Source organism: Rhizobium sp. AB2/73 (assembly GCF_020871915.1).
Lineage (GTDB): Bacteria > Pseudomonadota > Alphaproteobacteria > Rhizobiales > Rhizobiaceae > Rhizobium > Rhizobium dioscoreae.
In genome coordinates this window covers 3,365,335-3,389,183 of record NZ_CP067071.1, presented here as the reverse complement: position 1 = coordinate 3,389,183, position 23,849 = coordinate 3,365,335, and the positions used below count along the sequence as shown (strand labels likewise).

Below are 23,849 nucleotides of genomic sequence, written 5' to 3'. Positions count from 1 at the left end.
AAATACTGAGGAAATCTGATCGAGTGGCTTCATGATCTCAAAGCCTGTCGATCTTCCTGCGGATATTGTCGGCGCTTACTTGGCGCTGCGTGGCGAGCATGAAGCCTTGCAGGCTAAACACGCTATCGCCGTAGCGGAAGCCGCCAATGCGCAGGCGATGCTCTCTGACAACGAGGCGCTGATCGTTGCTCTGGAATTGAAGATCGAGAAGCTCAGGCGCGAGTTGCGAGGTCAGCGCTCTGAGCGCACGGCGCGCCTGCTCGACCAGTTGGAACTGCAGCTCGAGGAACTCGTGACGGCGGCAACGGAAGATGAGGTCGCGGCACAAGCAGCAAGCGCCAGAACCTCGAGCGTACGTTCGTTCACGCGCAAACGGCCGGTGCGCAAACCATGGCCGGACGATATCGAGCGCGAACGTATCGTCATCGAGCCGCCGACGACTTGTACCTGCTGTGGTGGTTCACGCCTGTCGAAGCTGGGCGAGGACGTCACCGAGACGCTGGAAGAGATTCCGCGCCGGTTCAAGGTGATCGAGACGGTGCGGGAAAAGTTCACGTGCCGTGACTGTGAAGGCATCAGCCAGGCACCAGCACCGTTCCATGCCACGCCGCGCGGCTTCATCGGTCCTCATCTGCTGGCGACGATCCTGTTCGACAAATTCGGCATGCACAGCCCGCTCAACCGGCAAAGTGCGCGGTTTAAATGCGAGGGGATCGATCTTTCGACCTCGACGCTGGCCGACCAGGTCGGGTACGCAACAGCCGCTCTCATGCCTGTCTTCGATCTGATCGAGGCGCATGTCTTTGCGGCCGAGCGTCTTCACGGCGATGACACCACCATTCCCATTCAGGCCAGGGACAAATGCATGACCGGACGTATATGGACTTACGTATGCGATGACCGGCCATTCGGGGGAACAGCGCCGCCAGCCGCAATCTATTATGCGTCGAGTGACCGGCGCGGCGAACATCCGCAGAAGCACCTGGCCAGATACGGCGGCATTCTCCAGAGCGATTGCTACAATGGCTTCGAGCCGATCGTTGTTGCCGCAACGAAAGAGGTGCCGATCACCTTCGCCTTTTGCCATGCGCATGCGCGGCGTAAATTCTTTGAGCTGGCCGATATCCAGAAAAGTGCGCGAGATCGCAAACGCAAGGGCAAGCCGATCTCGCCGATCGCGCTTGAGGCTGTCAAACGGTTCGACGCGTTGTTCGAGATTGAGCGGCAGATCAACGGCTTGAGCGCTGAAGAACGACTGGCTGTGCGGCAGGAGAAGAGCAAACCGCTGTTCGATGAGATGCACGGGTGGTTGACGAAGGAACGCGCCACGCTCAGCAGATCGTCCGAGGTCATCGAGCCGATCGATTACATGCTCAAGCGCTGGAAGGGCTTCGCCCTCTTCCTCGAAGACGGAAGGGTCTGTCTTACGAACAATGCAGCGGAAAGAGCGTTGCGCGGTGTGGCGTTAGGAAGGAAAAACTGGACCTTCGCCGGTTCCCAGCGTGGGGCCGATCGTGCCGCTGTCATGCTGACTGCCATCACCACCTGCCGCCTCAACGATGTCGATCCAAAGGCGTGGCTTGCCAATATCCTGGCTCGCATCGCCGACCATCCTGTCACGCGCCTGCACGAACTGCTGCCCTGGGAGTGGAAACGTGCATTGCCGGCAACCGTCATGCTGGCGGCCTGACGATTGTGGCTTCTGTCGTCCGCCTGAAGGTCACCCTCGATCATGTCGAACCGATAGTGATGCGGCGCGTTGTTGTGCCGTTCACCATCAGGCTCAGTCGGCTGCACGAGGTATTGCAGGCGGCGATGGGCTGGACCAACAGCCACCTTTACGAATTCCGCATGCGTGACGTCGGCTTTGGTTTGCCCGACAAGGAATGGGGGGATGGTCCGATCGATGCCCGCAGGGTCTCGCTGCTGTCGGCAGTCCAGGACACCGGTGCGAAATCGTTCAAATACCTTTACGACTTTGGCGACGGTTGGGAACACAGCATCAAGATCGAGCGCACCTTTCCTGCAGTCGGCACGGAAGGACCGATGCTCCTCGAAGCAACGGGACACTGCCCGCCCGAAGACGTTGGTGGTCCATGGGGTTATCAGGAGTTCTGCGAGGCGCTTGTAGACCCGGCGCACGAGCGACATGCCGAAATCCTCGAATGGTGGGGCAGCAGCGATTACAATCCCAACAGCGCCAACTTCTCGCAGCTCAACAAAGCCGTCGATGACCTGGCCGCAAAATGGGCCCGAAAAGCGCGACGCAAAACCTGAACACTGGGCTGTGGGTGAAAGCCGAAACTGGATTTTACCGTGTAAACAACCGGCGGAATAGTTCTTCCGAACGCCGTAGACCTTCGTCCGTCAGGACCAGCGACTTCGACTTGTTCGCCGGATCACAGATCAGTCCCTTCTCATGCAACCGATCCGTCGTCGCCCAGTCAAATCCCTTCCAGGCGCAACGTTCGTTGTGGAGCGTCAGCCATAACAGTGCCAGGACCGCGTCGTCGATTTTGTCCTCGTCGATCTCCATTCTGCCAGCCTACCACGCGCGAGACTTCAAGTCCCGCGGCCCACCTCGGATGGATACGCTCTAACGTCGCCGCGACCAGCCGCTCCTTATCCTCCCGTGACCAGCGCCGTCGCCGCTCGACCGATGTGATAACCTCAACCTGATGCTTCGCCATATGACTATCCCTAGTGCTTGCACTAGGACTTGCAGTCTTCAGCCTACCTCAGCAAGGCGGCCCTCACCGGGGGGATACCTTCTCGCGCTACGCGCCGGTACTTGATCCGCATCACAGTTATCGAGGTGAAGATGTCGTGCAAACAACGGAACCGCCGACCATCCACGCTCAAGCGGCGTGACCCGCGGCCTTCACCGTATGCTTGCTTGGCCGCCCGATAACGCGCTCATTGAGGCGTTCAACGGCCGCTTGCGGGCAGAGTGCCTGAACCAGCATTGGTTCCTGACCCATGCGATACCAGAATACTGGTGCTAGCGAAGCTCATCGATACGATTCTGATGATTTTCAAGCTCACCAGATATCTGAAGGGTAGGGGTACTTCACGCCACGCCCATTGGATAGCTTCAATGCGATACCCTTTGATGATATGGCACCATAGCCATCATATACTAATGATCGAACGCCGAAGCGCTCTACGGCTCTTGAAACCGCATCGTTATTCTCTAGTGACGAAACTTGAACGAAGCCCGCATACGAAAACTTCAATGTTGGGGACCCAGAACTGGTCGCAACCTCGATTTTCACCGGTGGCAACTTAATATCGGAGGAGGGGCGAACCCACTCCGGAACAATCGCGTATCCGAAACGTCTAGCAGCTTCATCCAGTAGATACTCTATCGCATTAGATTTTAGCAATTCCATTTCGCCACTGGACTGAAAGTCAGAAACTTGACGCCGGAATTCCGGATACCGCATGTCAATTATAATTTCATTTTCTGGAACAGTTGAATGCGCACCACTCACTAACCCTGCGGCAAGATTGCTACCGCGCCCCATGTGATACACAAAGGTTCCTGGCGCGAGGCAAACCCGATAGCCCATCTTCAGGCTGCGTAAGCTCCAATCCGTCTCTTCGCAATAACCGCGACCGAATATTGGATCCATCACGCCGACGTCCTTGACAACGCTAACCGGCATCATAATGCAAAAAGATATGCCCGCCGGGATATCCATCACTGTCGAGGAAAACTTCTTCGCCAAACTATCCGATAGAAAATCAACTGTCTCTTGCGACGAAACAAAGAGATCGGGGTCGGAATTCGGAATGCTGTAAATCGAAACGTTGTTCGACCAAGCTGTTACCGAACCAACGTTTTTTTGTTTGCAACATTCGACCAGAGTAGCGATCAGATTCTTTGGAAAGATCACATCTGAGTTGTTAATCGTTACATAGTCATAATTTTTCTCGATTGCCGTCAGAAGGCCGAGTGAGACGTTTCTGGGAATTCCGAGGTTTCTAGGGGTAAGATAATAGTTTGCGCCCAAAGCTTTGCACAACGTCTCAAGCTCTTCGCTCCAACCCGGCTCCGGGCTCGCGTCGTCCAAAACCAATACGTCAATTGTCGCAGTAGATTGGTCCATTTCCACTGCGCTCTTAATGGCGCGCGGGACAAACGCTCGGCCATTGTAAACAGTTATGACATGCAACACACGCGGTTTCATTATGCCGTGCTTCTCTCGTTTTAATAGTCTGAAATCTTTGCGGGCAAGCTAAGTGTTTCGAAGTAGCTGTCCACGGTCTTCTCAGCAGTACGCTTCCACGTAAGCTTACCGAGCGTTTTCATCACATTTTGAACAGATCGGTTACTGGCCATAGGATCTGATAGCAGCAACTCAGCACGACTATAGAGTTCATCGAGGTCATAGCTTGATGGAAGCTCAGAATCGTCAATCAATTCTCGCAGGGGCCCAAACGATACATGGAGAGTCGGCACGCCAAGACAGGCAGCCTCGAAAGGAACGAGGCCAAAGCCCTCAGCTGCGGTGAGGTATAAGACTAAGCTGGCATTTTGAAGTAGCCAATTTCTTTCCTCTGCTCCCACTTCAGGCAATGAAAGCACGTCGCTTTGAAGGTGAGCGGGGCAAGCGATCGCTTCTTCATTCCGGCTCGATCCATATGGCACTGAGGCGCCAACAAGCACCATGGCATGATCGAAGCCCCGTGCGCGCAAGCGAGCCCATACTCGTAGCGCAAGATCTCGGTTCTTGTGAGCGTAGGTCGCTCCGAGCACTACAACAAATGAGCGCGCGCTCCAGACGCGATTTAATATTGCATCTGGAATACGCTTTGGTTGATCGTTAGATCTGGCGTCAGAGCCGTTCTCAACAACAAAAAGGTTCTGCTCATTGACAGGAAGCCTCTCTTCTTTGACGGCCTTTACAACATCTCGGCTGATGCAAAACACAGAGTCTGTATTGGCGATCTGAAGCTTAAAGTTTTTACGATATGCATCCCACTCATCCCAGTTTTTGAAATAGGCTCCATTCCTGTATGCGATGACGTCCTGGATAGTGATAACCGTTCGCTTGCTAAGGCTTCTCCACCGGCCCCAAGGAATCTCGCCCGTAGGCTGAAACGGCCGATGAACAATATCCACTTGCGGCGCCCCCTCAAAATTGAGATTAGAAACGGGCAAAAGCTGGACTTTATTCGTATGCCGAAGCTCTTCGGCATACTTAGGCAGATTTAGGGGGTCTGGCACACCCAGAGCAACCAGTTGAATATCTGGATGTTTCGACAGGGATGTCGCCAGCTGAAGAATCAACTGTTGAGTCCCCATTTCTTTTGGACCCAGCGCAGAGCCGTCGATCAAAACTCGCAAGCCTGTAGCTTTTGCTCGCGCTCCGTCTAACGCCTGCGCTAAAACGGAATTCGCGCTGTTCCGTTCATCATCGTGCCGCCCTGGGAAAGAGGGATGTAATAGATGAAGTGCGTGCCTTGCTTCCGGGTTCTCAAGCACACTTGAGAACATTTCTCCAAATTCCAGCGGTTTGGTTATGAATGTACTGGGGTCTAGGAAACTATTGAAGCCTCTCCGGTTAGCCCGCAAAGAAAATTCCGCCAAGGCAAACGAAAGATTGCCTGTTTCCTTATCATCGATTTCGCCGGCCACTTCCCAAGCACTTCGGCTCACTAAAACTCCGGGCCCATCAGCGATAGGCAACGGTACAAGGCCATGGTGTTTGGATTTACGCTCGCGAAGTAACTTTGTTAGTGTTTCTTCATTGTGGCCGTCGACCCCGAATGGGGTGCCGGTATTGCGGTGCGGAAAGCTAAGATATCCTGCCGAATTCGATAAAAATGAAATCGTCGCGATTCTCGGATCTTGGGCCATCCGGGGGCCGGAGAATTGAAACGTGCTCGTCGGCGCTACCATTGGAGAGCTGACAAAAAAGCACTGATCAGCTTTGTGGGAAAATCCGAGCCTCGCGATCTCTACGAGCGAAAGCTCCGAGAAAAGTTCGATCTGCGGCGCTTTTATTTTGATTTCCCTCAAAAAGCTCTGGTGGGCCGTACCGACATACACGGCGCTTATGCCCTCAACTTTAAGAAGAGAACTGATTGTCTCGTTCCAGGCGGCAGGATTTCGATCAATCCAAACGACTGCAACAATTTTTTGTGCATTGTCCATTGACATAGCAGATTGATTGTTTTGTGAAACTTGCTCAGTCTTACTCATCGCGCCACTTAAATGATTTTCTCAGCCTTGAGCCACTCGCCCACTCGACGAGCACCAAGTGCGAAGTCCGTCGTGCAGCGAACTCCGAGCGCAGCTTGCAGATCATCAGTGTCAGCAATCGCCCAACGAATGTCGCCGTCGCGAAATTTTCCGGTAATGCGAGGTGATGGCGCAGAATATAATTCAGATATAATTTGCGACGCTTGAGCGATGGTTGTCGCAACGCCGGTTCCCACATCCAGACAACGCGTCGCATTGGGCTTTCGCCGCACAGCAGCCAAACAAGCTTCGACAACATCATCAATATATACAAAGTCTCGACCAACCTGCCCGTCTTCGTAAACCTCGATCGTTCCGCCAGCACTCGCGATTCGATGAAATAGGGTGATTATCCCGGTGTAGGGATTGAAGGGTGATTGGCCAGGACCGTAGACATTCTGAAAGCGGAAGATCGTCGCAGGGATACCCATCGCTGAGGCCCAACAGGATATAATTTGCTCCTGTGCTAATTTGGTGGCCCCATAGATACTTGCTGGTTTAGGGAAAATGTCTAGAGCGCGATGCGCAACTGGCTTCGCCGGAACACCGTTGGCGTCACAGATATCCCATTCGCCGGCTTCGAGTACCGCGTGATCGCGTAACCCCGGATAAAACACTTCACCGGAAGCTGACTTCCAGGCGCCCTCACCATATACGGCTCTGCTAGAGGTCAAGATGATATGTTCGGGTATCCGATCGTTACGACCAAACGCATCAAGCATTTGAGTAGTGCCGACGACATTGACCATTGCGTGACGGTTAGATTCTGTCAGCGACTGCCCAGTGCCGGTTTCCGCTGCGAGATGAACCACAGTCGAGAGAGTACGGTCTACAAGAAGGCGATCCCAAACGTCTGCATCCGTAACATCGGCAACTATAAGTTCAACATTATTAGGGAGGTGCTCGGGACGATCCGCGGTTTTGTGGATCTGCGGATGCATGTTGTCGATGACGACAATTTGGTCGCCGCTGTTTGCAAGTCCAGCAGCAACCCGGCTGCCTATAAATCCAGCCCCTCCGGTAAGTATCGTGGTCTTCTTCATAAATTAGCTTTCAATTGATTTCTCCCTAATATGACCGGCCGACGCAGGATGGCTAACGCACTTCAACTTCCCCTACGACGACGCTTTCGGATGGGCTCCCGGATCTTCCGCCCTCAATTTCCAGGACATACAGGCCCGTCTGCAATTCAGATATGGAGAATGATGCTCGAAAACCCGAATTGGCCAAAGTTGGATTACTGAAGTGGGTTGCGACATCGGGTCTTTCGATGAGCTCCACCTTCTTCTTGATGCTGGAACTTTTGCCCGAGATTTTGACTTCGATAAAATCAAATGGCGCCCGCTTGCCCGTCGGTATAGCCCATCCGGAAATCGAGAGGTTTCGATATTGACCCATCGTAATGGTGTTTCTACCGGTCGGACTTGGAGGTGAGCCGGCAATTTCGTCAATGTGCGTGATCATCTTCGGCTTGGAGCTCTTTGTCCTGAACAAGCCTGGCAAGACTAATGGTGCTTTTGCTGCCGACTGATTGCCAGTGGTCACTAGGCGAGGGGCCTCAGTGTGACTCTTATTGGGTTCTGGAGTATTACTGGCAGCTTTCGCTAGTTGCGCATGGAGTTTGGCGAGCTCGGCAGAAGCATCGTTAATCTTCCGAGAGAGCTCCACCACTCGATTGTTCGCAATTGTGAGATCTACTAGCGCTTGTTCGTAGGAAATATCGGTCAAGTCCATCTGCAAATATCCAGAAAAAATTGATGTTCAGCTACTATACAATTTTTAGTCAGGCAGACTTACTATCGCGTCTCTTAGCTGGAATTTGCAAGTTCGCAAGCATTTGGTTTGCATTGCGAATTTCAATCTCTAGTTCCGCTAGGCGTTGTGTTAGCGCCATTGCTCTTTTGTTTGCTACTTCAACTTCAAGCAGCTTTTCTGCAAGTCTTCTTCTATTCATTTTCTCGTATTCCGTTCAATTGCAGCTTTTGCGGGCGTACACCCGGCAATTGAGCTCGCACCGATCAGGCATCACAAATGTCGTGTTTTCAGGGCTAAAGTGCCGCGTTTACCTTATGCTTGAAGCCTACTTTTTATTTCTCGTCAATCTGTCTCGGACGCAGTTTTTACGATTTCTTCTCAATCGCAGGATGTTCAAGCATGACCGAATGATCGAAGAGGAGAGTTCAGTGGTCGGCCGCCGCAAGGCGCAATCGTAGCATCTCAGGGTAGTGCCCACTTAACCGAGAGCAGATGCAGACATTGACTCGCTGAAGATGGCTCACCTATACCTTTGAGGCTAAGCGGCGAACTCCTTTTACGAGCTAGAACTCTAATGTTATCGATTGATGAATACCTTTTCCCGAGAGATTTAGACGTCACTGATGTAGATATTAGAAGGACGCTTTTTATAGGATCGTGCGCCTCTGAAGATTACGTCAAAGATTTACGAAGAAAGTATCCGGAAAAGCGCTTCGACCATTTGCTTTACAATTATGTTTCCGAGTTACCCAATCACGACGTGTCGGACGTGGACGTGCAGGTGATCCAATTACCTCTTAGACACGTTGTCGGCGATAAAGTAATAGATTTTAAGTATTTTACAGAGAATTTCGAGACGATAGCTAGTGATGCCGCTGAGCTACTACGATTGATGCTCGAGGGCGCGATGAAATATAATCGCGAGCATGGGCTACTCACTATCGTCACTAACTTTATCGTACCTCAAGGTGACTTTGTTGCTGGGTTAGATGGTGTCGGGACACACCGAGACCTGCGCGGCTTGGTGCGGTATTTGAACGAACAGCTGGTGATGCTTGTTCGTGAAACAAAAAATGCGTATCTGCTTGATGTCGAAAATATCGCCGCCACAATGGGTAAGCGTTATTTCTTGAATGATTTCATATTCTTTTCGACCCACAACGCATTTTGGTTCCCAGATTGGAACTCAAATGAGATCGGTCGACTAGAAGAAGTCCCGCATATCGAAACGATATCACCCTCACATTTAGATCAATTTTTCGGTGCTATCTGGCGTGGGATAGAAGCGTATTATCGCATTGCGCGCCAAATTGATCAGGTCAAGTTGGTCATTTTTGACCTGGATGACACTATGTGGCGGGGCATCATTGGCGAGCACTATACCTTCGAACAGCAGCCAATGACCGTGGGTTGGCCGTTCGGCATGCACGAGGTCGTTCACCATCTGCGAGCAAGGGGAATCCTGACGGCAATATGCTCTAAAAACAGCCTCGATCTCGTCAAAGAGAGATGGGACTTGGCGGTTCCATTGGGATTCATGAAACTAGAGCATTTTACGTTTGTGGAGATCGGTTGGACGCCAAAAACTGAAGCCATCGGACGAATTATTAGCTCTGCCAGCCTAACGGCAAAGAGCGTTGTCTTTGTGGATGACAATCCCGTCGAGCGCGATGCTGTAAAGAGTATGTACCCGGATATTCGCGTCTTGGCAGCCCAGCCATTCAACACGCGGCGGATTTTGCAGAATTCTCCCCCCACACAGATCGCCAGGCTAACTGCAGAGACGATCAATCGCGATGCAATGATGAGAAGCCAACAGGAGCGTGAAAAATCGCGAAAGGCGCTTACTCGTGAGGAGTTTCTGCAATCGCTAAATTGCGTCGTAGATCTTGCGTCGATTCGATCGACTGATGATCAACGATTTGGCCGTGCGTTTGAATTATTGAACAAGACAAACCAATTCAACACAACAGGGCGCCGCTGGTCTTTCGGGGAAATCTCAGTTCACCTTCAGGAGGGCGGAGAAATCGTGAGCTTTGCGGTATCAGATAAATTTACTAGCTATGGCTTGGTCGGTGTTGCCTTGATCAAGCAAAATGAGATAGTCCAGTTCGCGATGAGTTGCCGCATACTTGGGCTCGACATTGAAGCTTCAGTGCTGCGGATCCTTATGTCTAGGATGAGTGGACCAATTTATGTCGCACTTTTCAATGAAACCAAGGAAAATGTACCGGCTCGCACGCTATTACCGGCGCTCGGCTTTGAAGATCAAGGTAACGGCGTCTGGCAAGTGTCGCGTATAGAAGGCGACATAGCATCGCATTTGAAATTGACTGGCGATCTGCTCAACTCATAGCTAGCTGCGCTTACCGCGACTCATTATTATCAGGAGTTTCTCGTTTCTGCTCTACTCGGTGAATCGTCCCATGTAGCCGTAGAAGATGAACTTGATGGAAGAAAATCACACATCATTATACTAAAAAGAACGATGCTCATCGTTTTCGTGATTTTCCTCCCTTCGCGGATTCCGTAACGCAGAAAATGTGACTCTGGGTTCATTGCTGCGGCGTGAACATCAGGGTTGGCCTCAAGATACTCTTGGCTGCTAAATCCCATTTTGCGAAGTTGCTTGGCGTCGAAGTAGAGGGCAATGCCGCGCATCAGCTTATCAAAGATGCTTAATTTTTGATTTGAATATCGCCCGGCGACGAACCCGAGGGCTGCGCTAAGCCTGGTATTTTCGGTGTTAAGATTTGAAAGGTCCGCACGGAATTGTTCATGCAAATCTTCCATTGACTTAATTGCATCGAGCTTCTCGGCAAGCTCCTCTTTAAGATGTTGCCGTTCTTGAGCCCAAGAATCTGTTTTCTGCTCGAAACTCGCTTGCTCTTCCTTGAGGGCGCGTGTCTCAACTTCTAGGTTTGCGAGCCTGTTTTCTAACAAAGCGTATGAAGATCGCGAGCCGTTGCGAATTTTGTCTGCTTCCGCGATCCAGTTGCAAAGGTATCGCTCTCCTTTTGCTTGACCTGGAAATATTGCATTTAGAAGCTTCGAGCGCAGATCAGCATAATAACCCGCCTCCGGATGGAATTCCCAAGGTCCACCCCATGGCGCGTGTTCAGAAGTGTATAGAAGGTCTGGCGACGGCTTGATTAGAATGATGCCCTTATATTGAGCAACAAATTTCTCAACATCATCCAGGATGCGATTCCGTCTCTCGACGTCACGAATGTGTTTGAGAGGGACGAATTGGCCGTCCTTCAATTCGCTCAAGCACAAGCGCCTAGAAAGAAAGAAAACCTGGATGCCGCGCTCAAGCCGATCCTCTAGGAGCTCTTTAAATAGCTTATGAAAGTAATATTTCCATAAGTCCCAATAGTAATCTGTGTCTGGAGAAATAACCTTCGCGGATGAGAGAATTGAGTTTTCTCCATAGGATATTTTCCCCCAGCCCTCTCCGAATACATCGTCTCTTATATCCGGAAGTATGGTATCCTGAATCTGTAGGAAATTATGGGAGAAATCAGCCGCCGCCTCCATCACAATTATGCTGTCTGCAGCTTCTTTCGCGCGATTGAAGACGACTTTCTTGGACTCACGATCGAGAAACCTCGACATCTTTTCGTCCTCGAATACGTCGTCGATTGCGATGGCAGTTGATGCAATTACCGGTATTGTTGCACGCCAAAAGTGAGTGCTGTCTACAAAATCCCCCAGAGGGCTCAATACTTCCAAAAGATTGCAGCCGCCCATGGTAATTACTGAAGGCTTTGAAGGAGCGGTATGTTTCACCGAACTGTCTTGCTCTCTCAATGAAGATACGAGGGTCATTGCATTCACGAAAAGTTGTCCTTTGAGCAAAAGCAGTTGGGATGGATATTTTAAGTAGTTGAGCTTTCTATTTTATATACTGTAAGCTGCTTGCCAAAGAGTCAACACAGTGCCGCTCATAGGCTGCACCATTGTGATTGGAATGAAGCACTCCGCCCGGGACTTTCAGTATCCAGTCCCGTAGTTCCTTGATCGTTGCATGATCCTCATCCGCTGAAAGCTTATCATGCAGTGCGATATTCGGTGCATAGCGACCGCTCTTGTTGCGTCGGACGACGACTTTGACGACGTGTTCAGATCTCGTCCATCAAAATTCGGCGTGACAATCGTTCGGCCAGTAGGCCGACGAATAGTGAGAGAAGTCCAAAGGCGAGGAGATATCCTTTATCAAGCAACCGATCGCTATAATTTTCAAAATAGGCGGTTCGCATCCATTCGACGCACTGCGCAACTGGGTTGTATGACAAGGGAATAGCTATCTGATCCGGGAGGTTTGGTGTAACGAAAAGGCTCCCTGAGGCTAAGTAGAGTACAATACCCGAGAGAGCATAGGCCGTCGCGAACATTGGAGCGAATGAGGTGACAACGCCAGCGATTGTCCCGACACCTAGGGCTAATAGGATTGTCGCCAAATAAGCGAGAACTGCTTGTGCAGGATCGACGGGATATGGCGTCAGCCCCAGTGAGATAAAAATAATCCACATCAAAAATATGGTAAAAATTCCCGCAATTATCTCAAGGAAAGCTCTTCCGAAAAGAATATCCGTCACCTTTACAATTGGAAAGGACAGCATATTCTTATTGAGGACTACAGAAATACTCATAAATCTCGAAATATATATGAATGTTAATGTCGGAATGATTCCAGCGCCAAAAAAGATGAGTGGGCTTTCGCCATATGGGGCAGAGCGCCCAGAAATAGTGTTAAGAAGAATAATGATCAGCATGTGTACAAGCGGCCATAGCGACTGAACTAGAAAGCCAATGCCGTGGTTGAAGAACCTTGTCCGCATATCGCGGAGGATCACAGCGCCCATGACGTTTTTCTTCTGCTTTAATGCGTCCAGTAACGACAAACGCTTGTTATCTTTTGGATTTTCTCTCATCGAAGTTCTTGAAGCGGAAATTGATATCTGGGTTTACTCAGCAAAATGTAGTTTATTCCGCCCAATGCTATGGTCCTAGCTAGCAATAGACGAGCAAGGATTTCGCGTATGTATCGCTGAAATTCCTTCGTGCTGCGGATGAGCTTTTTCACCAATCGGATCTCGTCTGGATGTTTCATTGCTGCGCTTAGAAACTTGAGTTTGGTCTATCACTCGTTCTATGCGTTGGGAATATCATGCTATTCGTCGGTTTCGGATATTTCGCTCAGTGGATCAAGCGTCTCGGCGTCTGCGTCGTCGGACTGTGTTTTACTTAGGATCTCCCTCAGATCGCGAGTTGCTTGGGCAGCGGACGCGGCCTCAGCGATCGATAGGCATTCGCTGAGGCTTTAATATGTTGGTGATAAGTCGCTCAATCCTGCGTCCGGCACAACTCCCGGAGTACCCAACCGGTTGTCCTTGGAAATGACGCCGTGAGCAGCTTTATTGTCGGTAATGCTAATGGCATGTCATGTTCCGTAGGGACGGATAACTTTTCAACGATGGTGGCAACGAGCAGATTATCGCGATTTACTAAAGTGATGAAAGGTACAATTCGTGCTTGCAAAATGTGAATCCCTCATCAACATGACTGACGGGGCATTCATTTTTTTGTTGGGAAACATGTCGAAAGAACTATTAGGAAAAGCTACGCCTAGGCATCGTCATTTTATTAATGAAACTTTGACAAAGATCGTAGCGGATAACGTTGTAAAATCGGGAGATTCTGTCTTCGATGTTGGGGCGAACGCCGGTTGGCATACACGAAACCTATCTCGCCTCGTTGGCGCGGATGGAATTGTTCATGCTTTTGAGCCGAACCCTTTGCATTGGAGCGCATTGTTGGAAGTAAGCAGTGTGCGGCTTTGGTCCTGCGCCGTCGGCGATAGGATTTCCGCCGAGACGTTCTATTTTGCTATCGGACATGACGAAGCTGCGTCACTCCATGATCCGCGAGACTGGATTGGCTCAAACGTTGATATGCGCTATCTAACCGTTCTCCAAGCAGATATTGATAGCTTGGAAGAGGCGTGTCGCAAACCCGTTTCTTTTATCAAAATGGATGTTGAACGAAATGAATTTAAGGCGTTGCTGGGTGCCAGGAACCTAATTGAACGGGATCATCCCGTGGTTATCCTCGAAGGGGATTCGAGCAAAATAACAGGCTTGATGAACCCGATGGGATATCAACGGTATCCTTTGGGAGGCCAAATGGGCGAAATGCCAAATGCGCTGTACATCCCATTGTCGTTTGATCCCGAGAGCATTTCCCCATCTGAAGAAGCCATAGATACGACGATACGCCAGGCATTTGAGCGCTTTCCACTCTAAGTGGGCTGTAGCATCCAAAGCCGATTTGTGGCGCTCTTCAGGGCGCCTTTTTCATTTGAGTCCGCCATGAAGTATAATGCGCAAGCCGAAAGGCGTTGGCGGGACGGATGGCGGCGGGAAGTCCGCGTTCGGCAAACAGCCGTCGGAAGGCCTCGAAGATGCCCTGTTCACGTGTTGATTCGAAGGCTTCACAGGCAAGCAGGAACGGCGGCGTTCAAGTTTGCTGCAGGAAATCCGCGATCAAGCTTGAGATGGTCTCAGGGGCGTCCTCGAAGCAGTAGTGGCCGACGCCTGGGAGGCGCTCTATGGGCGCCGACGGGAAGAGAGCGGAAAAGAGCGGCAGGAAATGTTCCGCATGCAGCGTCCTGTCCGCCTCGCCCCATATGGCAAGAGCCGGTTTGCCACGGATAATGCGCTCGGCCGCCGAATCCGGTATCTCGAATTGGTGGGCGCCGGTCGCAAAGCCCCTGGCCCAGCCGAGCGCGCCCAGGCACTCGGCCACAGTGGTAAAAGGCATGCCATAGGCATGGAGCCAGGTGTCGTCGATGATGGCGTTGTTTTCGAAGCCGTTGAGCTTGAGTGTGCTGAGAATATTGTAGCCGAGATTGTTGAGCACCGGCTCCAGCGTTCCGTTCGCTTCGGCCTTGAGGATCCATTGAAACCAAGGGGATACGGCGGCGTTCGCTACAGCCCGTTCGATAACATCGGCCTGGCCAAAGGAAGTTGGTCCGTTTGCTGAGATGATGCGGCGAATCCTGTGGGGATGACGGGCGGCAAAGCCCATGCCGACTGGTCCGCCGAAATCATGCATGACGAGGGTGACGTCGGTGAGGCCGAGCACGAGCACGAAGGTCTCGAGATTGGCGATATGGTCCTGCAGCCAATAGCTAAGGCCGGCCGGCGTTTCGCTTTTGCCAAACCCCATGTGGTCGGGGACGACGACACGGTGCGTTCGGCTCAGTGTCGAGATGAGATGGCGAAACAGATAGCCCCAGGTCGGCTCGCCATGCAGGCAGAGGATGATCTCGCCGTTGCGAGGTCCTTCGTCGACGTAATGCATCCGGAAGCCGGGTGCCTCGGTGAAATGCGGTGCGAAGGGGAATGTACCGGCGAATGTTTCATTGGCAGGAATCACAGTCGTTCTCCTAGAGTGGTTTTAATTTGAAACCATAATCCCATTATCTCTTGTGGTTTTAGTTTGCAACCGATATGTTAAGGTGATGATGCAGGCGTTTGATAACGGTCCTGCAAGCGAGGGCGGGACGAATGGCCAAGAGAATCAGCCACAGGGATTCCATGTGCGGGGTGGCGCGGCCGCTGGATGCGATCGGCGACTGGTGGTCGCTGCTGATCGTCCGCGATGCCTTCGATGGGCTGCGGCGGTTCGGCGAATTTCAGAAAAGCCTCGGGCTTGCCAAGAACATCCTCTCGGCCCGGCTGCGCAATCTCGTCGCGTACGGCATCATGGATACCGTGCCGGCCTCCGACGGCAGCCCCTATCAGGAATATGTGCTCACGCAGAAGGGGCAGGGCCTGTTTCCGCTGCTGGTCGCGCTTCGCCAATGGGGCGAGGATTTCTTTTTCGAGCCCAATGAACCGCATGTGACGCTGGTCGACAGAGCGACAAAGCTGCCGGTGCGGCGGCTGGAACTGCGGGCGCAGGATGGGCGGATGCTTATGGCTGAAGATACGGTGATCGTAGCGCCGTCGCTTGAGGAATGAGGCTGGCGCGCCCGTCGCCGGGCGACAGTTCGGTCGCGGCCGAACTATTTCACGCTCCATGGCGGTTACACTGAAACTCTCAAAGGAGAGTTGCAATGTTGACGAACACAGCTGAATTCAACGCAGTCGATAGCGATCGCGAGCATATCGAAATCAAGCCCAGCGTGCTTTATGTCGGCACTCCCGTCGTGCTGATTACGAGTCTCAACCCGGATGGCACGACGAATATCTCGCCGATGTCCTCGGTTTGGGCTCTATATGACCGTGTCGTCCTTGGGCTGACGTCCACCAGCAAGGGGCGGGAAAATCTCCTGCGCGAGCGTCAGCTGGTGCTGAATTTTCCATCGCCGGAGCTGTGGCCGAAGGTCGAAGCGATTGCGCCGACGACGGGCCGCGATCCCGTTCCCCCGCATAAGGAAAAGATCGGCTATCGTTTCGAGGCCGATAAATTCGATGTGGCCGGCCTCACGCCGGAGCCCGCCGAGCTCGTGCGCCCTTTGCGCATCGCCGAATGTCCGATCCAGTTCGAGGCGGAGGTGGCGGCGGCGCATCCTCCCGGCGGGGATTGGCCCTCGGAGCGTGCCGAAGGCTTCTCCATCATCGAGGCGAAGGTTCTTCGTGTCCACGCGCACAAGGATATCGTCGTCGCCGGCACCCATCATATCGATACTAGCAGATGGAGCCCGCTGTTTTACGTGTTTCGGCATTATTTCGGAACCGGGCCGGATCTTGGCCGCACCTTCAAGGCCGAGAGATGATGCGTTTCCCGGCCGGCGCCAGCCTCGCAACTATATCTATTTGCCGGTCTCGGCCCCGCCGATCAGCAGCTCAAGGCCGGCTTCGAACAGGGCTTCATGGTCTTTGGCGCGATAGACCGACAAGGCTTTGGCAAGGTTCGGATGGCTTTTGGCGGCGGCATCAATTGCCGGCCGGTCCTCGGAATCGGCTTCCTCCGCCTGCTCCTCAAGCACGCACCCCACCACATAGCGACTGATCGCGATCTGCAGCCCCAGAGCCTTTTCGGGATCAAAACCGGCGGCATGCAGACATTCGAGCTGCGCTTCGATTGCATCGAGGTGCGGAGCATCGACCTCGGTTCCCGCATGAACGCGAGCGCCGTCGCGCCAAGCCAGCAGGGCCGAGCGAAAGCTGCGGGCATTGGCGCGCAGGAATTCCTGCCAGGTCTCTCCGGCAAGGGGTATGTTTCGGGTGTGATTTCGCTTCAGCATCTCGGCATTCATAGCCGCAAGAAGGGCCTTCTTGCTCTTGAAATGCCAATAGAGCGCCGGCTGCTGCACGCCGAGGCGCTGGGCGATCAGCCGCGTCGAAAGGCCGTCGATGCCGACTTCGTTCAGAATGGTCAGCGCCGCATCGACGATCTGGCTTCGATCGATTTTCATCCTCTCTCCAATTGACAGTCCCTCTCGTATAATTTATCGGCGATAAAGTTCCTTATCAATGATAAATTTTTGTTATGAACAAGATGCTTTTGACTATCTTGGCGGTCGTCGTTCTCGATGCCGCCGGCGCCGGCCTTGTTATGCCAATCCTGCCGGAGCTTCTGCGGAGCGTGGCGCATTCGCCCGAACTCGGTTGGCGTTATGGCGCCTTCCTGTCGCTCTATGCGGCGCTGCAGTTCCTGGCCTCTCCTATTCTCGGGACGTTGAGCGATCGTTACGGCCGCCGGCCCGTGCTGCTCGCTTCGTTGGCGGGTGGCATGATCGACTATGTCTTCATGGCATGGGCGCCAGGCTTCTGGTGGCTGTTCCTTGGCCGTGCTATCGCCGGCCTGACCGCGGCCAATGCCGCAGTTGCGAGTGCCTGCCTTGCCGACATCACGCCGGAGGAGCGCCGGACGCGCGTTTTCGGGCTTCTCAGTGCCTGTTTCGGCATCGGCTTCATCCTCGGACCGGTCATCGGAGGAGTACTCGGCACGATTTCGCTACGTGCGCCTTTCGTCGCGGCCGCGGTTCTGGTGATGGTGAATTTCGTCGTTGCGCTTGTCGTGCTGCCCGAGACAACAACGGTGAAGCCGGAGCGGATCGATCCGGCGGCCTTTCATCCGCTGGCGCCGCTGCGGTGGATCGGTGCGTTTCCGGCGCTGGTGCCGCTGCTCTTCACGTCCATCCTCCTTGCCATTGTCGGGGAGGTCGGCGGCACCGTCTGGGTGCTCTATGGTCAGGACAAGTTCGGCTGGGATACGGCGACCGTCGGCCTGTCTCTCGCTGGCTTCGGCCTGTTCCACGCGCTGGCCCAGGCTTTTGTCGCCGGTTCCTTGAGTGAGCGCTGGGGCGAACGCTGCGCGCTCATGGTCGCGATCGTCTGCGACGGCGCGGCTTATGTCGCCATCGCCTTCGTCACGCGGGGTTTTCTCGTCTTTTTTCTGTTTCCGCTCTTCTGCCTCGGCGGGATAGGCCAGCCGGCGCTGCTGTCCTTGATGACCAAGCGCGTGGGTGCGGACGAACAGGGGCGCTTGCAAGGCGTGCTGACCAGCCTGACGAGCCTCGCCTCGATGATCGCGCCGCTGGCGATCAGCGAGATCTATTTCGCATCAAGGCATGTCTTTCCGGGACTTGTCTGGGTTCTCGGCGCTTCGCTCTATCTCCTGTGCATGCCGGTTCTCTTCGCAAACCGGCAACGGACAGATCGACAGAGGGAAGGAGCGCCGCATCGGCAAGCGGAGCCGCCGTGAGCGGCACCCTAGCGGGCTAAGTGAAGGGGCAAGCGAACGATCCTGTCTATGCGGGCGTGTCTATGCGGGCGCGCCGGTAATGGCAGCCGCTTGCCCATGTCAGTTGGCGGAATCGTCCGGATCGGGGTCCTTGACCTTGGTAAAGAGGCTCTTCAGCGCACTGGTTTTTGCCTTCGCTGCCTTATTGGCTTTGATCGCCCGGGTGGCGGCCTTTGCCTGTTCCAGCATCATCTCGATCTGGATCTGCTGGATTTCGGTCAGGCGCTCCCACTGGCGATTGAGGAGATGGTCGACCTTTTCATGCAGGTGGCGGATTTCCAGTTCGGCCTTCAGATTGACCTTGTAGTCGTTGAGGGCACGCAGGCGGTCCTTTTCTTCCTGGCGACGCTGGCTCATCATGATGATCGGCGCCTGCAGTGCTGCGATGGTCGACAGAACGAGGTTCAGCAGGATGAACGGATAGGCGTCGAAGGCCTGCTTCTCGCCCATGGCAAGATTGATGCCCATCCAGACGGCCAGAAACAGACAGAAGGAGATGATGAAGGTCCAGCTGCCGCCGAAGGACGCGACGCCATCGGCCATGCGGTCGCCGATCGAGCGGTGGTCCTCATAATCCTCTTCGATGTTTTCCGCCAGCGTATCATGCGTTTTCAGGCTTTCCACGACCTCGTCCTCGAGGTTGGAAAGCTCGCCGCGCTCGACCGTCAGCAACTCGGCGATATATTGGGCGCGATAATCGTCCATGACCTTGCGGCTGATATAATCGTCCGCGCGAAGCTCCGGATGCTTCAGCCGCATGAAATCCGCGAGCGAGGGGCGGAGGTCATCGACATGGACGGCATCTTTTTTCTTGAGCACCTGGCCGGTGATGGCGTCGATCAACTTGACGGACTTGGCCTTCGCTTGGGCAAGGCTCTTGGTATAATCGTCCATCTCCACAACGGTTGGGCTCTCGCCCTCGCCCGCGTCGAAATCGACGATGCCTTCCGCCGGCTCAAAGGTCTTCGTTTCTGTCATCTAAGGGGGCCCTCTTTGACGCTTTTTCGCTCATGTAGCCAATAATGCGAACAGGAATATGACTGTTAGAAGACAGGAAATTTAGCGACGGGTACACGCCGCCATTTTTTCATCTGCAACTTTACTCTTCCATTCGTTCCAATCAGATTTCTAGCGCCATTATCCTAAGCAACGGCAAACGCGATGCGCTTCCTTGCGATTCACCGCGCCGAATTTGACTGGGCCTCCAGAGACAACCGTTCCGGGCGATTTCCTAAACGTTTTCAAAAGCCTTACGTGTTTCTGCGAGAATTTCCGCCGCTTCATTCAGGTTTTGGCTTCCCGGCCTCTTGACCATGATCGTCCCACCTCTATTTGCGGCGGTGCAGCAGATATTCGCGATCGCGAATAAATATCGAAGTTTCAAAAGATTACATCAACGGGAGTTGGGCCTGTTGCCATGGATTTTGCACATGTGCGGAAAGGATAGCTATGCACAATTCCCCGGCAAATGACTTGGAGTCCATCGCCCGGCAGGGCGGTCGCTTCAAGCGAATGGCTGTCAGGATACCGACCTACCTGACCGATCTAAAAGAGAATCCAGCCTGGTTGCCAATGTTCCTGCTGGCCAGAACGCTGCCGTTTCGGCGCATCCATTGGCTGGCCACCAAGCAGCCCGTCAGACTTCCGGTTTCCGGCGTCTCGATGTTTGCCGGCACCGATCGCAGCGCCGTTGTCAGCGCTCTGAGGACCGATGGCATTTATCCGAGCCTGATGCTACCGGATCATATTCATCGAGAAATCGCCGAATTCGCTTCCAACACCGCCTGCTTCGGCAATTTCGACAGGAAGCTCGAATTTGTTGCAGGCGAACATAAGGGAGCGGAGGCTCGCTTCGGGCGGCCGATTCTGAGCGGGCACTTCTTCGAGCGCTCGCTTGATTGCGAAGCGGTCATGGCGGTCCAGCGCGATCCGCTGCTGATCGACGTCGCCCGCCAATATCTCGGCGGTCAGGCCAAGGTGATCACCACCCGCATCTGGTGGAGCTTCCCGACCCAGGCTTCCGAAGCCGACCGAAGCCTCGCCTCGCTCGACAAATATCACTTCGATCTCGACGACTGGCGGATGCTGAAATTCTTCTTCAATCTTGTCGATGTGGATGTGGGCACCGGGCCGCACGTCTTCGTCAAGGGAAGCCATAGGCGCCGGCGGGTCCGGCATCAGCTGACATTGCTTGTGGGACACCCGGCAAACGAAGTGCTCGACTATTACGGGCAGGGGAATGCGCTGACGCTGACGGGCAAAGCCGGCTCCGGCTTTGTCGAGGATCCCTTCGGTTTCCATATGGGCACCGTGCCGACACAGAAGCCGCGGTTGATGATGGAGGTGGGTTTCGGGGTCTCGAAGCCGTCGCGTCGCCGTTTCCACGGAGAACCCGTCCTGCGTTAAGCCATCTCGCGGAAGTACGCCGTGGTTTTGCGACAACGACATGCGCAGAAAATGCACATTCAGCCGCATCACGGAGCGCCACTCGCGATTGGCGCTCCCGTCTGACCGATCTCAGGCCGAGCGGCCGAAACGCCTGGCAATCAGGTGGTCGAGCGCGATGCGCCCAGGCCCGCCCGCGATGATCACCAGAAAGCAGGTTGCCCATGTACCATGCGTCGGCCAGGCATCGGGATAGACGAAGATCTCGATGACCAGAGTCATGCCGAGCAGCGCCAGCGCCGAGAGGCGGCTCGCCAATCCGATGACCAGCAGAAAAGGAAAGAAGTGCTCGCTGAAGGCGGCGATATGGGCGGCGATCCAGGGATCGACCAGCGGTAGCTTGTATTCCGTCTGGAAGAGATAGACGGCATTGTCGGTCACATGCCAGCCATCCACCTTAGTCTGGCCGGATTGCCAGAAGACCGCAGCGATCGACAGCCGCGCTATCAGAGCAATCAGGTCATGCGGTATGCGGTCGAGAAGCTTCAGGCCGCTATAGAGCCTTTGGGGCAAGGTTTCGCGTTCAGCCGGAGCGGCCGTCATCATCTGGTTCTGCATCTTCGTTCCTCTTGGCGTTCAGCGAATGGCCATGAAAGCGCCTGCCGTGAACGCACCGGCGAGGTTGGCGGAAAGATCAAAATTGGCGGCTTCAGCGAGAGCCGTCCCATAGGCCTGGCCAAGGGCGGCGCCCGAAAACAACTCTTCCAGAAAAGCTGCGCCACCCGGCGGCAGACGATGCACCTCGACGATCATTTGCGGGCGGATGACGAGAGCATCCTCGCCCGTCCAATCGCTGATATCTGCAAGCTCGATTTCACCGGTGTTCATCGCCCAGATGGTGACGGCCGGATAGGCGGAACGTGTGATCGAGGCGGAAGGATGCGGCACGAATGCCAGTTCCGCCAGACCGGCCGGCTCAATGGTCGCCACGAGTGCCGCATCGAGCGGTACAGCGTCGGCCGCATGATAGGCTCGACCCCGAAGTGCCTCCAGCCGCATGACATCGGCGAGATAGGGGATTTCCTGCGCCGGTTCGAAACTCCCGGCGAAATCGGGGAAGTCATCGCCATAGGCAAGCAACAGCGGCGAGCGCGGCGGATGCAGGCGGATGAACTCATGCGCCATGGCGGCGAAGAATTCCTCGCCGACGATCCTTTCCGCAGCCGGAAAGCGCGAGGCGAGTGCGCCGATCAGGCCGATGGCGACATTATTGCGATAGACACCGAAACGCCGTGCCGGCTGTGGGCCATTCCAGGCCGTCAATCCATCGGGCACCGCGAGAGCTGGATCGACGAGCGCTGCGGCGAATTCGCTTTGCGTGGCGAGAGACATCGATCCCTCCTCAGGCTGCTCTGCGTGCTGCGGCACGCTTCAGGATGACATCGGCCGCTTTGGCCTCAGCCCTCAGAACCGGCCATTCCGGCACGTCGTTATCCCATTCGACCAGGCTGGCTACTGGACCAATCCGGCCGATGAGCTCTTCATAGAGCGCCCATACGGGATCTTTCACCGGCGTATCGTGGCTGTCGATCAAAAGCGGCGCGCCGGCATCGTCGATAGTCTCCGAATGGCCGCTCAGATGGATCTCGCGCACCCATTGCACCGGAAAGCGCTTGAGATAGGCTCGTGCGTCCATCTGGTGATTGGTGGCGGCGACGAAGACATTGTTGACATCGAGTAGCAGGCCGCAGCCCGTGCGTTTGGCGACCTCGGCCAGAAATTCCGTTTCCTCGATCGTGCTCTCTTCGAAGAGCAGGTAGGTAGCCGGATTCTCGAGCAGCATCTGGCGGCCGAGTGTCGTCTGCACCTGATCGATGTGGGTGCAGACCTGGGAGAGCGTCGCCTCGGTATAGGGCAGGGGCAGAAGATCGTTGAGAAAGGTCGTGTCGTGGCTCGACCAGGCGAGGTGTTCTGAAAAACTCTCCGGCTCGTAGCGATAGCAGACGGTCTTCAGGCGGGCAAGATGTTCGCTGTCCAAAGGCTGCATCGAGCCGATGGAGAGGCCGACGCCGTGGATGGACAAGGCATAATCCTGGCGCAGTCTGCCAAGCTGGGCATGCGGCGGACCACCAGCGCCCATATAGTTTTCTGCATGGACTTCGAAGAAGCCGATCGGCTGCGTGGCGCCATTGATTGCGACAAAATGCTCCGGCTTGAAGCCGACGCCGGCGCGACGGGGGAGTTCTGACGGTTTCATTGCGGGCCTCCGGGTTGGGGCAATTCCAGCAAAGTTACGAAGCGGTTTATGTTCGGAAGGCGGGCGACGCCTGTAAAAGGCTGCGTCGCCCACGCGTTTGCGCTGCCCAGTCAGTTCAGGGTCAGACCGGGGCCGGACCCTGCATCAGGGTGCCGTGGCCGTTCGGCGTCTTGATCGTCTCGCAGGTCCCGGCGGGAACCAACTTCCACGAGTTGCGCTGATAATCGACTTTCGACGTGCCGGCGCAGGTCGTGCCGGGGCCGGCGGCGCAATCGTTCTGACCCTTGAGGGCGACGCCGTAGCATTTTTCCTTGGCATCGGCGGCAGATGCTGTCGTTGCGCCGGTAACCAGCGTCACCGCCGTTGCGACCGATGCGGCCAGGGCGAGTGCGGACATCTTGGTCATGACAAACTCCTTACGAGAGATGATTGACGATCAAT

General features: G+C 54.4%; 23 protein-coding genes and 1 pseudogene. 9 read left to right on the top strand and 15 right to left on the bottom strand.

What is annotated here, in order from left to right:
• The first annotated feature begins 31 nt into the window (after positions 1-31).
• Both I8E17_RS16620 and I8E17_RS16615 read left to right on the top strand, forming a co-directional pair.
• Positions 32-1,690 (top strand): IS66 family transposase, encoded by a 1,659-nt coding sequence (locus tag I8E17_RS16620; protein ID WP_113452449.1) that lies wholly within the window; start codon positions 32-34, stop codon positions 1,688-1,690.
• Positions 1,691-1,692: 2 nt separating this feature from the next.
• On the top strand, positions 1,693-2,277 hold the full coding sequence (locus I8E17_RS16615) for a plasmid pRiA4b ORF-3 family protein (protein WP_113452451.1): 585 nt from the start codon (positions 1,693-1,695) through the stop codon (positions 2,275-2,277).
• A 34-nt stretch (positions 2,278-2,311) separates the two neighbouring features.
• Here the strand turns inward: I8E17_RS16615 and I8E17_RS16610 are convergent, their stop codons facing one another.
• Positions 2,312-2,536 carry a DUF6429 family protein gene (locus I8E17_RS16610; protein WP_113367587.1) on the bottom strand — a complete coding sequence of 75 codons (225 nt, stop codon included), beginning with the start codon at positions 2,534-2,536 and terminating at the stop codon, positions 2,312-2,314.
• Between the two features lie 227 nt (positions 2,537-2,763).
• Here I8E17_RS16610 and I8E17_RS16605 point away from each other — a divergent pair.
• Positions 2,764-2,984, top strand: a pseudogene (locus I8E17_RS16605) (integrase core domain-containing protein); the annotation flags it as partial.
• Between the two features lie 57 nt (positions 2,985-3,041).
• Here the strand turns inward: I8E17_RS16605 and I8E17_RS16600 are convergent.
• From I8E17_RS16600 to I8E17_RS16580, 5 genes are read right to left on the bottom strand one after another with little or no spacing between them, the layout of a single operon-like run.
• Positions 3,042-4,193: a glycosyltransferase gene (locus I8E17_RS16600; protein WP_145321785.1), complete on the bottom strand. Its 1,152-nt coding sequence runs from the start codon at positions 4,191-4,193 to the stop codon at positions 3,042-3,044.
• 20 nt (positions 4,194-4,213) lie between these two features.
• Positions 4,214-6,211 (bottom strand): glycosyltransferase, encoded by a 1,998-nt coding sequence (locus I8E17_RS16595; RefSeq protein WP_219511324.1) that lies wholly within the window; start codon positions 6,209-6,211, stop codon positions 4,214-4,216.
• Between the two features lie 8 nt (positions 6,212-6,219).
• On the bottom strand, positions 6,220-7,293 hold the full coding sequence (locus I8E17_RS16590; protein WP_219511326.1) for an SDR family NAD(P)-dependent oxidoreductase: 1,074 nt from the start codon (positions 7,291-7,293) through the stop codon (positions 6,220-6,222).
• 52 nt (positions 7,294-7,345) lie between these two features.
• Positions 7,346-7,984, bottom strand: a complete 639-nt coding sequence (locus tag I8E17_RS16585; RefSeq protein WP_219511329.1) for a hypothetical protein — start codon at positions 7,982-7,984, stop codon at positions 7,346-7,348.
• A 49-nt stretch (positions 7,985-8,033) separates the two neighbouring features.
• A complete protein-coding gene (locus I8E17_RS16580; protein WP_156090767.1) occupies positions 8,034-8,204 on the bottom strand; it encodes a hypothetical protein in 171 nt (56 codons plus the stop codon).
• Positions 8,205-8,579: 375 nt separating this feature from the next.
• On the opposite strand from I8E17_RS16580, the gene I8E17_RS16575 reads away from it, so the two are divergent.
• Complete coding sequence (locus tag I8E17_RS16575) at positions 8,580-10,361, top strand: HAD-IIIC family phosphatase (protein WP_219511330.1); 1,782 nt, start codon at positions 8,580-8,582, stop codon at positions 10,359-10,361.
• A 29-nt stretch (positions 10,362-10,390) separates the two neighbouring features.
• Here the strand turns inward: I8E17_RS16575 and I8E17_RS16570 are convergent, their stop codons facing one another.
• Both I8E17_RS16570 and I8E17_RS16565 read right to left on the bottom strand, forming a co-directional pair.
• Positions 10,391-11,845: a hypothetical protein gene (locus tag I8E17_RS16570; RefSeq protein ID WP_219511332.1), complete on the bottom strand. Its 1,455-nt coding sequence runs from the start codon at positions 11,843-11,845 to the stop codon at positions 10,391-10,393.
• A gap of 284 nt (positions 11,846-12,129) precedes the next feature.
• The gene (locus tag I8E17_RS16565; RefSeq protein WP_229002036.1) at positions 12,130-12,942 is read right to left on the bottom strand and encodes an ABC transporter permease; all 813 of its coding nucleotides are present in this window, start codon (positions 12,940-12,942) and stop codon (positions 12,130-12,132) included.
• A 663-nt stretch (positions 12,943-13,605) separates the two neighbouring features.
• Here I8E17_RS16565 and I8E17_RS16560 point away from each other — a divergent pair.
• Positions 13,606-14,313: an FkbM family methyltransferase gene (locus I8E17_RS16560; protein WP_219511334.1), complete on the top strand. Its 708-nt coding sequence runs from the start codon at positions 13,606-13,608 to the stop codon at positions 14,311-14,313.
• Positions 14,314-14,527: 214 nt separating this feature from the next.
• Here the strand turns inward: I8E17_RS16560 and I8E17_RS16555 are convergent, their stop codons facing one another.
• Positions 14,528-15,448, bottom strand: coding sequence for an alpha/beta fold hydrolase (locus I8E17_RS16555; protein WP_219511336.1), 921 nt, complete (start codon positions 15,446-15,448; stop codon positions 14,528-14,530).
• A 131-nt stretch (positions 15,449-15,579) separates the two neighbouring features.
• On the opposite strand from I8E17_RS16555, the gene I8E17_RS16550 reads away from it, so the two are divergent.
• Both I8E17_RS16550 and I8E17_RS16545 read left to right on the top strand, forming a co-directional pair.
• Positions 15,580-16,035: a helix-turn-helix domain-containing protein gene (locus tag I8E17_RS16550; protein ID WP_229002035.1), complete on the top strand. Its 456-nt coding sequence runs from the start codon at positions 15,580-15,582 to the stop codon at positions 16,033-16,035.
• A gap of 95 nt (positions 16,036-16,130) precedes the next feature.
• On the top strand, positions 16,131-16,793 hold the full coding sequence (locus I8E17_RS16545; RefSeq protein WP_219511338.1) for a flavin reductase family protein: 663 nt from the start codon (positions 16,131-16,133) through the stop codon (positions 16,791-16,793).
• A gap of 36 nt (positions 16,794-16,829) precedes the next feature.
• Here the strand turns inward: I8E17_RS16545 and tetR are convergent, their stop codons facing one another.
• On the bottom strand, positions 16,830-17,435 hold the full coding sequence (gene tetR, locus I8E17_RS16540) for a tetracycline resistance transcriptional repressor TetR (protein WP_219511339.1): 606 nt from the start codon (positions 17,433-17,435) through the stop codon (positions 16,830-16,832).
• Positions 17,436-17,509: 74 nt separating this feature from the next.
• Here tetR and I8E17_RS16535 point away from each other — a divergent pair, with 74 nt between their 5' ends.
• A complete protein-coding gene (locus I8E17_RS16535) occupies positions 17,510-18,727 on the top strand; it encodes a TCR/Tet family MFS transporter (protein ID WP_219511343.1) in 1,218 nt (405 codons plus the stop codon).
• Between the two features lie 99 nt (positions 18,728-18,826).
• Here the strand turns inward: I8E17_RS16535 and I8E17_RS16530 are convergent, their stop codons facing one another.
• Positions 18,827-19,744, bottom strand: a complete 918-nt coding sequence (locus I8E17_RS16530) for a DUF1003 domain-containing protein (RefSeq protein ID WP_112724099.1) — start codon at positions 19,742-19,744, stop codon at positions 18,827-18,829.
• 471 nt (positions 19,745-20,215) lie between these two features.
• Between I8E17_RS16530 and I8E17_RS16525 the strand changes: the two genes are divergently transcribed.
• A complete protein-coding gene (locus tag I8E17_RS16525; RefSeq protein WP_219511345.1) occupies positions 20,216-21,172 on the top strand; it encodes a hypothetical protein in 957 nt (318 codons plus the stop codon).
• 111 nt (positions 21,173-21,283) lie between these two features.
• On the opposite strand, the gene I8E17_RS16520 is transcribed toward I8E17_RS16525, so the two are convergent.
• The 4 genes from I8E17_RS16520 to I8E17_RS16505 form a co-directional block, all read right to left on the bottom strand.
• A complete protein-coding gene (locus tag I8E17_RS16520) occupies positions 21,284-21,769 on the bottom strand; it encodes a DoxX family protein (protein WP_112724101.1) in 486 nt (161 codons plus the stop codon).
• 18 nt (positions 21,770-21,787) lie between these two features.
• Complete coding sequence (locus I8E17_RS16515; RefSeq protein ID WP_219511347.1) at positions 21,788-22,543, bottom strand: DNA-binding domain-containing protein; 756 nt, start codon at positions 22,541-22,543, stop codon at positions 21,788-21,790.
• A gap of 10 nt (positions 22,544-22,553) precedes the next feature.
• Complete coding sequence (locus I8E17_RS16510) at positions 22,554-23,408, bottom strand: DUF692 domain-containing protein (RefSeq protein WP_219511349.1); 855 nt, start codon at positions 23,406-23,408, stop codon at positions 22,554-22,556.
• A gap of 121 nt (positions 23,409-23,529) precedes the next feature.
• Entirely contained in the window at positions 23,530-23,814 is a 285-nt protein-coding gene (locus tag I8E17_RS16505; protein WP_113352804.1) for a DUF2282 domain-containing protein, read from the bottom strand.
• Positions 23,815-23,849 lie beyond the last annotated feature (35 nt).